At 35.4% G+C, this 12313-nt stretch carries 11 protein-coding genes; all 11 read left to right on the top strand.

Translation table 11 applies throughout. From position 1 onward, the window contains the following. The first annotated feature begins 177 nt into the window (after window positions 1-177). The 11 genes from OO013_RS07835 to OO013_RS07785 all read left to right on the top strand — a co-directional run bounded on the left by OO013_RS07835 (window position 178) and on the right by OO013_RS07785 (window position 12212). Window positions 178-1089: an amidohydrolase family protein gene (locus OO013_RS07835; protein WP_266056179.1), complete on the top strand. Its 912-nt coding sequence runs from the start codon at window positions 178-180 to the stop codon at window positions 1087-1089. A 168-nt stretch (window positions 1090-1257) separates the two neighbouring features. Next, window positions 1258-2634, top strand: coding sequence for an amidohydrolase family protein (locus tag OO013_RS07830; protein ID WP_266056178.1), 1377 nt, complete (start codon window positions 1258-1260; stop codon window positions 2632-2634). Between the two features lie 21 nt (window positions 2635-2655). After that, window positions 2656-3201, top strand: a complete 546-nt coding sequence (locus OO013_RS07825) for an RNA 2'-phosphotransferase (RefSeq protein ID WP_266056177.1) — start codon at window positions 2656-2658, stop codon at window positions 3199-3201. Between the two features lie 75 nt (window positions 3202-3276). Beyond that, window positions 3277-3825, top strand: a complete 549-nt coding sequence (locus OO013_RS07820) for a glycosyl-4,4'-diaponeurosporenoate acyltransferase CrtO family protein (RefSeq protein WP_266056176.1) — start codon at window positions 3277-3279, stop codon at window positions 3823-3825. Window positions 3826-4108: 283 nt separating this feature from the next. Continuing rightward, complete coding sequence (locus tag OO013_RS07815) at window positions 4109-4594, top strand: hypothetical protein (RefSeq protein ID WP_266056174.1); 486 nt, start codon at window positions 4109-4111, stop codon at window positions 4592-4594. A 169-nt stretch (window positions 4595-4763) separates the two neighbouring features. After that, window positions 4764-6608, top strand: coding sequence for a PLP-dependent aminotransferase family protein (locus OO013_RS07810; protein WP_266056172.1), 1845 nt, complete (start codon window positions 4764-4766; stop codon window positions 6606-6608). Window positions 6609-7039: 431 nt separating this feature from the next. Next, window positions 7040-8296: a right-handed parallel beta-helix repeat-containing protein gene (locus OO013_RS07805; RefSeq protein ID WP_266056171.1), complete on the top strand. Its 1257-nt coding sequence runs from the start codon at window positions 7040-7042 to the stop codon at window positions 8294-8296. A gap of 138 nt (window positions 8297-8434) precedes the next feature. After that, entirely contained in the window at window positions 8435-8839 is a 405-nt protein-coding gene (locus tag OO013_RS07800; protein WP_266056170.1) for a hypothetical protein, read from the top strand. Between the two features lie 239 nt (window positions 8840-9078). After that, window positions 9079-10437, top strand: a complete 1359-nt coding sequence (locus OO013_RS07795) for a BspA family leucine-rich repeat surface protein (protein ID WP_266056169.1) — start codon at window positions 9079-9081, stop codon at window positions 10435-10437. Between the two features lie 466 nt (window positions 10438-10903). After that, entirely contained in the window at window positions 10904-11518 is a 615-nt protein-coding gene (locus OO013_RS07790; protein WP_266056168.1) for a hypothetical protein, read from the top strand. A 142-nt stretch (window positions 11519-11660) separates the two neighbouring features. Beyond that, window positions 11661-12212, top strand: coding sequence for a DUF6985 domain-containing protein (locus OO013_RS07785; RefSeq protein ID WP_266056167.1), 552 nt, complete (start codon window positions 11661-11663; stop codon window positions 12210-12212). Window positions 12213-12313 lie beyond the last annotated feature (101 nt).

The following is a 12313-nucleotide window of genomic DNA, read 5'->3' as shown; positions in this document are numbered from 1 at the left end:
TAAAGCTGGTAATTAGAATGATTAATTTCTCTTTTCAAATTGTTTAGTTATTTTGATTAGAATTAAACTACAAACGATAAGGCTCAGTACGATTTTAGTATAAGGCATCCCGACAAATCAGTCCAGGTAGTGAGTTTATCTATGTAAGCTATTTCCTTAACAAACATATACTTTACGATGTACAAACCAGTTCTAATTACCTTGTTGATGGCCTTGAGTGCAAATCTGCTGGTCGGCCAATCTAAAATAATTGATATGCACGTCCATTCGTATTCGAAGGAAGATTTTGGTGAAAGAGAAAGTCCAACTGACCATTACGGGGTTCCGGGTGCTTCAACAGTTGAGGAACACAGAAATGAAACATTTGCTGAGTTTCAGAAATGGAATATTGTAAAAGCGGTGGTCAGCGGAAACCCTGAAAGTGTAGAAAATTGGGCTGCAAAAGATAGCAATCAGAGAATCATCAGAGGTCTATTAATTTTTCATCCTGACGACTACAATCTGGATTCAGTGAAGTTCGAAGAAATGGTTAAAAACAAAAAGATTGAAGTCTTCGGAGAAATTGGAGCCTATTACAGTGGAACAACCATAAGTGATGAAATCTGGCAACCGTATCTTAGGATTTGCGAAAAGTATGATATACCTGTAGCCGTACATACTGGAGGAGGCGATCCTGGCGGAACATACTCCTGGTCTCCAAAAGCAAGGCTCAGATTAGGTGACCCGTACCTGATTGAAGATGTATTAGTGAGGTATCCTAAATTAAGAATTTATATAATGCACAATGGAGGAGAAGAATGGCATGAGCATACTTTGCGACTTATGGCCTATTATCCTCAATTATATACTGACATAGCCGTCATGCTTTGGGTTGAACCGAATACCCAGCGAACTGTAACAGAGTTTTTAAAAAATGCCAAACACGCCGGATATTTAGACAGAGTGATGTTTGGGTCTGACCAAATGACATGGCCCTATGCAATTGGCAAATCAATAAACTTTCTGAACAGTCTTGAATTCCTGACTGAACAGGATAAAGAAGATATTTTTTACAATAATGCTTCAAGGTTTTTGAACCTGAAAGAATAAAAAAAGATCAGGGTAAATAAAGATGGTAGTATGAAAATTTTAAAAGCAAAAAATTATTTTCCATGACAATCATTATGTCAAAGTTCATTTGGATGGATTTAGAATTACATCACAACAGGAAGTAATTTAAATCTCCCCTTTAATACTTTTAGCTGCAATCTGGTATATATGATGAAAAAACTAAATATAATTCTGATATGCGTCATCCATAGTTGCTACGTTTATGCTCAAAACCTCATAATCAGAGGGGGTAATATTGTAAAAGCTGATTCCAATATTTCTATTCCAAATAAAGCAATTGAGATTCGAAACGGTAAGATTTATTCCATTGGTGTTACCAGCAACGAAAAGAATTTCCCAACGATCACTCTTCACAAAGATGATTACATTCTTCCCGGATTGTTTGATTTGCACGCCCATCTAAAATTAATTTATGAAGGGCAATATAAAGAGGATACAATAACAACTCCACTTCTCTATTTAGCTAATGGTGTGACAACTATTTTCACTTGTGGAGATGTAGATCCTGAGGCAGTGGCTAAATATAAGACGAATGTCTCTTTAAATAGATCGGTTGGTCCCAGGATCCTTAATTCAGGTCCGTATTTTGGTCATGGTAATAAAGAGTGGAGTGATAGCATGAGCAAGGAAGAAATATATCAAACTATTGATTATTGGGCTGATAGAGGAGTCAATGGTCTTAAAGTGAAAGATATTAGTGAGACCCATCTTCAGTATGTTATAGACAGGGGGCATAAACATGGCCTGACAGTTACAGGACACCTTCACCATAAAGCACATCCTGAAGTAGGATCACAAATAGCCATTCCATTAGGAATAGATCGTCTTGAGCATTTCATTGGCGGAGATGCCTTACCTGGAAATACAACTGGATATACAGAAATTGCAGCGCTAGATCTTTCCGATCCATTGATAGATCAATCCATTGATTTATTTATTGATAACAATGTCTGGTTTAATTCGACACTCACAGTAATCGGCGGGTTTACACAAAGCCAGGATGAATGGCTTAAATATTGGGTGGATGAGAAAAAATACTGGACACCATATGCACAATCTATTGTCAATACCAACCCGAAAAGATGGAATCCCAATCGTGAAAAATTCTATGAAAACAGTAAAAAAATACTCAAGCGATATTACGACCGGGGTGGACTTATATCGATGGGCACTGATGGACCATTAATTCTGGATTTTCTCTGGGTTTTCAAAACTCCGGGCTTTAACACTCACAGAGAAATGGCTATGATGTCAGAAATTGGTATTCCAAATAATGAAATAATAAAAATTGCCACGATAAACAGTGCTACGTCTATGGGACTGGAAGAAAAGCTTGGATCTATCGAAAAAGGTAAGCTTGCTGATATAATAATCATTAAGGGAAATCCATTGGAAGATATTTATTCCACCCGAAGTGTTCACACAGTAATTAAAAATGGTGAAATTTATGATTCCAGGACCATATTGGCACAATGCGAAGGTAAACTAGGTCCTGAAAGTGAAGAAAAATGGTTTAAAAAATAAAGATGAAGACAAGCCATAAAAATGACAACTGATAAGGTAAAAATAAGTAAGTTTTTAAGTTTGGTATTAAGACACAAACCTGAAACTATAGATCTGGTACTTGATGAAAATGGATGGGCTGATACGGAGCTTTTAATTCAGGGAGTGCAAAAAGCTAATTATTCAATTGACATTGATATTTTAAAAGATATTGTCAAATCAAATAATAAACAGAGATTTAAGTTTAACCAGGACTTTTCTAAAATCAGAGCTAATCAAGGTCATTCAGTAAATGTTGACTTGAAATTAGAACAAAAATCACCACCCGAAATATTATTTCATGGCACAGCCACCAAAAATATTGATTCAATTAAACAACACGGGCTTTTAAAGCAAAGTCGGCATCATGTTCATTTATCAAGTGATAAAGAAACAGCAAAAAATGTCGGAATGAGACATGGCAACCCCATTGTTTTAGAAATTCAATCCGGTAAAATGAATGCAGAGGGAATTGATTTTTACCTTTCAGAAAATGGTGTATGGCTGACAGAAAATGTTGATGTGAAGTATATCAAATTTGAATTATGAATGCCTTAAAAAAATGATAAGGAAGAAATAGCAGGTTTTGAAAAATTTGATTATTTTTTCGATTAAATATCAACTATGCCTCAAGATAAAGCTTTAGAAAAACTGAAATACAGGTTAAACCTGATCATTATAGCCCTGTTATGTTCTACCACATTAGCACCCTCGTTAATATTTTTTGTAAGAGGAAAAGGGGAATTCATTTGGTTAGGAATATTTATTGCTATTAGTTATTTAATAAGCCGTCTGAAACACCCTTTCTATGATAAAATTCAATTTTCTCAAGACCTGAATTTCTACAAGAATCTGGGCGTTGATAAATTCAAGAAATTCTCATCGAATGGCGATTATATAAACAGGCGGATAAGAAAAAAGTATCCCTCCTACCGTTTCCTCCGAAATTTTGAAATGATAAAAGATAAATTAAAGGAAACCTATGTCATCGAAAGGTCTCATACTGTTTTATTTGTATTTTGCCTACTAACAAGCATCTATGCCTATTTAATTAATTCCTACACGATAGCAATCATTTTATTTACCGGTAACTTCCTTTTTAATTTTTATCCTAATTTATTACAGCAATATAACCGGATAAGATATAAACAGGTGCTAAAGAAATATCAATAAAACAATCATTAGAATAATGATTATATAAGGATACTTAACAGGAATTAAGGTATGGTGATCGGGCCTTTACAATAAATTCACTTAGCAAAACCAGACAGACACCCCATTTACCTGGAATGGAGGTATCATACTTTTTACCAGGAGGTATTAATTCCCTCAATTACTAAGGTCCTTTATCGTATCCTGAAGTATCTGAAAGCTCCTTTATTAAAGCTATTTAACACGACAAGCTATATACAAAAATGTGATTTTTTAACTAGATTAAAGTGTCATTAATTAAATCATGGAAACGATCAATGCTACAAAATCGGCCTTTTTACAAAGACTATTAATTGGTTCAGGGTTCTATTTAGGATTGATAATGTTTTTTATCCTTGAAATGGTAATTCTCTCAAAAACTATTTCAAAACCAGACGATTTTATCATTTATCAGCTTATTTTATTATTCCTGCTGATTGTATTTTTTACAATATGTTTTAAAAAAGCAAAATATTATATCAACCATATCGAAATAACAGAAAAGTCAGTCACTCTATTGACTTCACGATATGATGAAGAACTAAAACCAATAGAATTTTTATACGACGATCTTAATTTAAAACTCAAGAGAAGCCTTGCTGAGAAGTATCCAAAATATTCCCTGATACTCAAGTCAAAAAGCAATCCCGCATCAATAAAGCAGTATGACATCGGTTTTTGGAATAAAAAGAATTTAAAAAGAGCGTTTGAATCAATAAGCCTGGCTAAAAATAGCGCATTAAAAAAATAAGGCCATTTCTCTCCACGTTCCTGATATCTAAAAAAACCAGGCTGAAAATACATTCATAAGCTTTCTCCTGCAAGGTGGCTATACCCAAAAAATTCAATAAAACCGGGGTAAGGCTTTTAAAATAAATCTAATTCCATCTACTTTGCTGAGCTATCTAAATCTTAAGATCATGAAAGAAAATAACGTGCTGAAATTTGTTGAAGATGTATTGGAAAACATGCCAAACGATTGGGTGAGATTAACAACCCATCGACTTGATATCTATAATGAGTCATTGGCAAAAACCCAGTTCATTGAGCATTTTGAAAAGTTATATACAGAAGACAATTCTGATAATTCAGCACTTAGTGAATTACCAACTGCTTTTGATTATATACGACTTGGGCATCCCCTTTCGTGTGTGCTTGAGTGGGCAGTAGCCAATTTAAATGGTCTCTCAACTGATAGTGTAATCAGCTTTTCTTCGATGACAGCGCCTGTATCAGCTGTATTGAGAAAAAATCTGCTCGACAATCGAAATACACTCATCACTTATACCGAAGAATTACCAGAACAGTTTGATTTTGAAACATTGAAAAATATCTATGGATATAATTTCGAACTGAAAAAGGTTAAAAACACTGATGAAATCCCGGAATTTGAAGGAAGTACTGTATTCATTTCCCAAAAAGATGAGATTGGTAAAATGGAACTGCCATCGAACATAGACTTTTTCGTTCGCATACATTCCCTTTTCGGTAGCATCATTTTAGTGAATGGCGAAAAAAATAAAGAGTATATCGCTGAAATTCAGCACGTCCGAAGAAGAGAAACCATAGCAATGACTCCGGCCAACTGCTTTTTAGCACTGCAGATTTTAACCGGATCCTCATCATTAGATAAGGTAAAAACCAATAAAGAAGAAAATAAAACCATTGTTCAGGATACGATCAAGGGTATCACCGGAACTACATCCAAAGCTCTGGTGGGTTCTTCAGGACTATCTGTCCAATACGCTATCATGATGGGCCTCATCGATGATGCCTTAAAACAACACCCGGGAAAAGACATCAAATTCATTGTTCCTCCTAACTGTTATGGGGGTACCAATGACCAGGCCAGAAGAGTTGCTGCATGCCAGGACAATGTGGAGATCGTCGACCTCCCTGTTGATGGTGAAAACAATATGGTCGATAGTATTGACCGCGTCTTAGAGGAAGTAGCAAAAGAAGATGCAATTCCGTACATCATAGTTGAAATTCCGACAAACCCACGGGTTGAAGTTCCAAATCTGGAAAAACTTAAAGAAGTATTAAGTAAGGAGCGCAAATCTGCATCTGGGGATACAGCTATCGATCCGGTTTTTATCCTCGACCAGACTTTCTGTCCTAACGTTCAGTTTCTGGGTGAGGATAAGATCCTCTCTTCAATACGTTCTATTTCATATGTTAGCGGATCTAAATTTCCGAGCGGAGGAAAATGTACAGCAGGCTATATTGTGGCAAATAATAAAGCTGAAAACCTGCTTGATAAAATTGAAAAACACCTCTTGCTTTGCGACAACGAAGCTACCGATCTTCAATATGAAATACTAGCAGAGCAATTACCTTCAATGAATCAGCGAATTCACGATGCTTATAAGAACACGAGAGAGTTTGTAAATTTCATAAAAGAACAATTACCCCAGGCAAAGATCAATTTTGTTTCTGAGAAATTAGCTGAGCAAGGCTTTACCCCTTCTGTGTTTTCATTAGACCTGCCAACAAAAGGTAATACTGATGAAGAAAAAGAAACGTATAAAAGATCATTGAATCAAAAACTGATCAATTTAATGATCAATGAAATCCCAGGTGAAAGCAAATACTGTGTAAGCTACGGTCAGCTTAAAGGATGTTACTGGACTATTCCGGCAACCTCCACCCAGGGTACGACTAAAGAATCTGACAAAGACTATATTGTTCGGGTAGCACTATCTCACAATATGGATCTTGAACGACATAAAGAAGTATTCAGGGATTTTGTTAAAGAAATCTGATCCTGATAACGGAATATTTAAAAAGGCGGATATTTTTAATTGAATATCCGCCTTTTACTTTTTAAAGCCTAAAGACTTTTCTCCCGACTATTTCTTTAATTAAATAGAATCAAAAACTAAAATTGGATGAATCAAACCCCTCCATAGTCAATATTAGCTTATATTCTGATATTCTTCCTGGCATAATATTAATATTTTGATTTTCAAATGGTTACACTCAAAACAATCAAATACAATAACCCAGATCCATATTTCTTTATTTACCTTTTTCTTACTACTTTCGTTTTTAATAAAACCAAAACATAGTTTTTCCGGTAACTTTTTTTTTTACAACCGGTAACCTTTTCAAAATTCTTCTCACTAACCAGAAGAAAACGATGATTGACATTTCAATTATCAGGACATTATTAAACCAATTATCAAATTAAGATATGAAATCATTTCAACTAATCACCCGCCAACTATTATCTATGGCATGCTTGTTATCACTATTTGTAATTATAAGTTGTGGTGACGATGATGAAGACACTTCACCAGGCACTTCTAATGCCGTGGTAATTAACGAAGATATTAATGCTGATTTGACCCTGGAAAACATCAATCCTGAACAGGGACAATGTGATTACATTATTGATGGTTTTTTACAAGTTAATGCAGATCTGATTATCCAGCCCGGAGTATGCGTTGTATTTAAAGCTAATTCAGGGTTGTACATCAATGTCGACGGATCTATTCAGGCAGTAGGAACAGCTTCTGAACCCATCACTTTAACCGGAGAATCCAGAACCCCGGGATTCTGGCGTGGACTGCAAGTAAGAGCAAACGATGTACGAAACGAACTAAACCATGTAACAGTAGAATATGCAGGTAGTGATTTTCTCGCTACTTACGGCACCAGCATCAAAATCAATGGTGGTGTTGCCATTGAAGGAGCAAGTGGCTGGAATGGAAGCTTAAAAGTATTTAACTCCACTATTCAAAACTGCATAGGATATGGTCTGATAGTAGAGCATGGCACTCTGCTAAGAGATTTCGCAAACAACAGTTTTATCAATAATACAGAAGCTGCAGTGAGAATTGATGCTGACAATGTTGGCGCAATAGATGGTCAATCAACATTTTCTAATAACAACTTTGACGGTATAGAAATTAACGCAAGTGGAAGTCCGTTACACGATATTGTAAATGATGCTACCTGGCAAGCCTTATCAAATGGAGCAGCCTACAGGGTCGAGCAGTCAATTGATGTAGAAGCTACACTTACAATTATGCCGGGAACTATCATTGAATTTGAAGCGAATAAGACCATGTACTTCAAACAGGATTTTTCAGGACCAAATGATGGTATCATAATCGCTAAAGGTACGGCATCCGAACCAATTACATTTACCGGAGCAACAAAAACTGCAGGTTACTGGATGGGACTGGTAGTTCATAGTAATAGCCTATTAAATGAAATGGACCATTGTATTGTAGAATATGGTGGCAGTGATCAATATGATAGTGGTATAGCCAACATCCTTTTAACCAAGGATGGAGCCTATGCAGCACCATATCTTACGGTAACAAACAGCACGATTCAAAACAGTGCCGGCTGTGGTATTTATGTAGAAACAGCAGATAGTAATTTCGTTCCTGGTGACAGCAATACGTTTGCAGATAATTCAAGCGGTAATATTTGTCAATAAAAAATAGACTGACTAGCTAAAGGGTATTTTAGAAGTACTACAAGATTATATTCAGTAAGAATATTTTGTTAGTATTACTAAAATACCCTTTTTATTTTGTGATAGTCATTTAAGATTGTCACATAGAATATTATGTTCATGATAAATCAGTTGATAAATAAAATTGAAGCGAAACCAAAGCAATTATTTTTAATCGATGGTTCAGGAGCAATTCTTTCAGCATTTTTATTGGGGGTAGTATTGATCCGATTCGAGAATATTTTTGGTATTCCAGCCTCAACACTCTATTTCCTCGCAGCCATACCGGTGTTTTTTGCTGTTTATGATATCATATCCTTCAGAAAAGATATAGGCAAAGCAGCAACACTCTTAAAGGGAATAGCTATTATGAATCTTCTTTATTGTTGCCTGTCTGTCGGAATGGCGATATATCATCAAAATACCATAACTCTTTTTGGATGGGCATATATTCTCAGTGAAGTATTGATTGTAATTGCACTTTCAATTTTTGAGATCAGGATTTCAAAGAGTGTCTTGTCCTGAAACAGGGTTATACAATTTGATATAAATAAAATGAAATAATCAATCATTTATCTTTCTCTGAAATATTATTACATTTGGCTTTTCTTAATCTTTCAACTCATTTAGGGACTAAACACTTAATCAACCATCTAATATCAGCAACATTTAATTACCAGATTTTTTACGCGGAAAAGAACTTTCAACTATTCCCTTCCATAGGGAAATCACATTTATAAATCAAAACCACAAAATCAAATTCAATGAAAAAGTATTGTATTTTTTTATTTATCGTATTAGCAGGATTAACAGGCTGTGATAACGAAGAAGTGATCACTTCTTATCTGCTGTCAACCCAGGTAGAAGGATCCGGTACAGTCACCCCTTCTTCAAAAAAAGTGGTAGCCGGTGAAACTGTTACAATAACCGCTACTCCTGATGCCGGATTTATTTTTAAGGGCTGGACGGGAGATATTACTTCAACCAACAATCCTCTAACACTGACTATCAATAAGGACATCAACCTCAAAGCAACTTTTGAAGATCAGGTGGATACTATTCAATTAGCAGTAAATGGTGTAACTCTATTTTGTATTCCTGAAGCTGAAGTAGGAAAAAAATACACCTATAATGGCGAACTGTATGAAATTGTTGATAACGATAGACTCTTTCAGATGGTAGCAAACAATGAAGATGTCACCCATGTCATTACCACATACGTGACAAGCATGGAAAACTTATTTAAAGGTAATGAATCCTTCAATCAGGATATTTCTACATGGGATGTAAGCAATGTTACCAACATGAATTTCATGTTTGATGGGGCTACCTCATTCAACCAGGACATTTCCGCATGGGAAGTAAACAGAGTAACCGGAATGAATTATATGTTCCGCCTGGCTCGCTCTTTTAACCAGGACATATCAAACTGGGATATACATAATGTAACCGGCTTGAAACAAATGTTTAACAAAGCAGAAAGCTTCAATCAGGATATCTCAGGCTGGAACGTAAGTAAAGCGACCAACATGATATACATGTTTGCTTATGCTGCAGCATTTAATCAGGATATATCTTCCTGGGATGTGAGTAATGTAACAGACATGTCAAACATGTTTTTAAAGGCAACTACTTTCAATCAGGATATCTCAGGCTGGAACGTAAGTAACGTAACAACAATGAAAAATATGTTTAAGCAGGCTACAGCATTTAATCAGGATATTTCTTCATGGGATATAAGTAAAGTAACCAGCCTGGAATATATGTTTGCTGATGCTGACGCGTTTAATCAGGACCTTTCATCATGGGACATCAGTAACGTAACAAGCCTTGGAGGATTATTTTATGAGGCAGATTCATTCAATCAGGATATTTCTTCATGGGACGTGAGTAATGTGACGTACATGGGACTTATGTTCGCTTATACTAAGGCATTTAACCAGGATATTTCATCATGGAATGTTAGTAAGGTGACAAACATGGAAGAGATGTTTGATTATGCAACAGGATTTAATCAGGATTTATCTGGCTGGGATGTAGACCAGGTAACAACTTGTATAAGGTTTGCCAGAAATGCTTCAAGCTGGACCTTGCCAAAACCAGCTCTAACCTGTGCCCAATAAACTATAGGGTTTTCAATTTATAAAAACTTAAAAGAGAAAGCTGCTGAATGGCAGCTTTCTTTATTTAAAGACATCATATGCCCTTATTCATTTGAGGCTTATTCCCCACTCGCGCAAGCATATACTTATGGGCAATTGGCAAGTTAAGCTCCATGGCCACATATGGCTCGATATTTTTCTTGTATCTATATCATTAGTTTTTATAAAAATTTTTCTGTTGAAGACCCCATCATTAACTAGAATTAATAAAGTCATTCTATCTATTACAGACGGCTACAAACTTATTAGATTTCAGTCGGTTACAACCGTTAATAACGGGTATTTAATAGTAATAAAGTTTGAATTTGAAGAGGAAACGGCTATTTTGGTCAGCGAAAAGGATTTATTAACAAAATCAAAACGATAACTATATATAGAATAAGAGCCACAGAGTGGCTCATATACAATCGTTGGCATTAATTAAAAAATGAAAAAACTAATTCTTCTGATAATTTGCTTTTTACCTTCTACAATTCTATTGTCTCAAGAAGTTCGACTTTTCACAAATGCATTTAGAAATGTTGATTTGTCTCACCCTCAGGCTAACCTTGGGGTTGAATTAAAAAAGGAGAAAAACAGTATTTCTCTAACAGGTGGCTATTTCCTATACAATTTCATGTTTGAAGAAGAAAGTAATGGCTTCTCTATTGGGACAGAATATAAGTTGCATAAATCAAATTCCTTTTACTACGCGCTTAATCTAGAGTATTCAAAAATCAACTATGAAACATCGAACAGCTTTGAATTAGATAACGATACATCCCAAATTTACTCCACATATCTTGACGACTATCAAATTGAGAAATCAAGATTTGACATAAATACAAAAATTGGGTATCGAATCGATATTCAACGGTTTTATCTTGATTTTTTCGGAGGCGTTGGATTAAGGTTTAAAAACACAGAACATTTTGAAAGAGAAAGACCTGTGGATGATTTTGACCCAGTTTTCAGACTAATAAACATAAGAGATAAGGAAGGAAAGACAATTACGCCAATTTTAAAACTAGGAATTATAATAGGAATTAAAATAAATAAATAATGCCAACAAAGCATATAGCTTTTGGCGGATGAACGGGTGCCAGCAAGGTATTCGCACAGTTGCCAGGTTTGGTTTCGGTGGATAGAAAAGTGCTTCGAAACCGCCACAAGCCATATGCAAACCGTAAGCCATAGATAAAAAAATGAAAATAGTTCGTTCGAAAATATTAGGAGAGGTAACACAAGACGCTAGATTTGACGATTGGTGGAACAGCAAACCAATTAGAATCCCATTGATTGGTGCAGAGCTTAATGTGGTATTCATGGATTTTGAACCTGAACAAGATGAATCCTTTATTGAAGAGGCGGACTCTGCACTAAGTAACTTTCTCAAATTAGGAGATGATTATAAAAATCAGATTAGTGGACTGATTTATGACCACTTTCGAGACTTCTGCTCAATGGTAGGTGAAGAGGATATCCCTGATGAAATGAAAGGGATTGATAAATCAGAAATTTGGAAATTCATTTCTCCAAGCCAAATCATCATAACAAGACGACCGTACAATGAGCCTGATATATTCATTAATATGACTTGTGAATGTAAATGGGAGAAAGAACATGGTTTGCAATTAGTATTTAAGAAAGGAAAAGCATTGACGAGAGTTAGCGACCAAGATGGTCACTTGACTAAGGCTGATGCTTATAATATTCCAGATAGTGAAGACGAACTATTAGCAAAATTTGAAGAATAAAAAACGGCTTACAACAATGGCTAAAAAATCATAGCTGCCCTTCGGGACAGCAACGCTTTTTAGCCTTGAACGTAACCAATTAATTAAAGCCAACAACATGA

The sequence above is a fragment of the Mangrovivirga halotolerans genome (genome assembly GCF_026241165.1).
Classification (GTDB): domain Bacteria; phylum Bacteroidota; class Bacteroidia; order Cytophagales; family Cyclobacteriaceae; genus Mangrovivirga; species Mangrovivirga halotolerans.
Note: the sequence above shows the minus strand (reverse complement) of the source record. Positions and strands in the feature narration are given on the sequence as shown.

Coding starts and splice junctions, on each gene's coding strand:
- OO013_RS07790 (WP_266056168.1), top strand. CDS start 10,904: ATGAAAAAACTAATTCTTCTGATAATTTGCTTTTTACCTTCTACAATT.
- OO013_RS07825 (WP_266056177.1), top strand. CDS start 2,656: ATGACAACTGATAAGGTAAAAATAAGTAAGTTTTTAAGTTTGGTATTA.
- OO013_RS07835 (WP_266056179.1), top strand. CDS start 178: ATGTACAAACCAGTTCTAATTACCTTGTTGATGGCCTTGAGTGCAAAT.
- OO013_RS07810 (WP_266056172.1), top strand. CDS start 4,764: ATGAAAGAAAATAACGTGCTGAAATTTGTTGAAGATGTATTGGAAAAC.
- OO013_RS07820 (WP_266056176.1), top strand. CDS start 3,277: ATGCCTCAAGATAAAGCTTTAGAAAAACTGAAATACAGGTTAAACCTG.
- OO013_RS07830 (WP_266056178.1), top strand. CDS start 1,258: ATGATGAAAAAACTAAATATAATTCTGATATGCGTCATCCATAGTTGC.
- OO013_RS07795 (WP_266056169.1), top strand. CDS start 9,079: ATGAAAAAGTATTGTATTTTTTTATTTATCGTATTAGCAGGATTAACA.
- OO013_RS07800 (WP_266056170.1), top strand. CDS start 8,435: ATGATAAATCAGTTGATAAATAAAATTGAAGCGAAACCAAAGCAATTA.
- OO013_RS07805 (WP_266056171.1), top strand. CDS start 7,040: ATGAAATCATTTCAACTAATCACCCGCCAACTATTATCTATGGCATGC.
- OO013_RS07785 (WP_266056167.1), top strand. CDS start 11,661: ATGAAAATAGTTCGTTCGAAAATATTAGGAGAGGTAACACAAGACGCT.
- OO013_RS07815 (WP_266056174.1), top strand. CDS start 4,109: ATGGAAACGATCAATGCTACAAAATCGGCCTTTTTACAAAGACTATTA.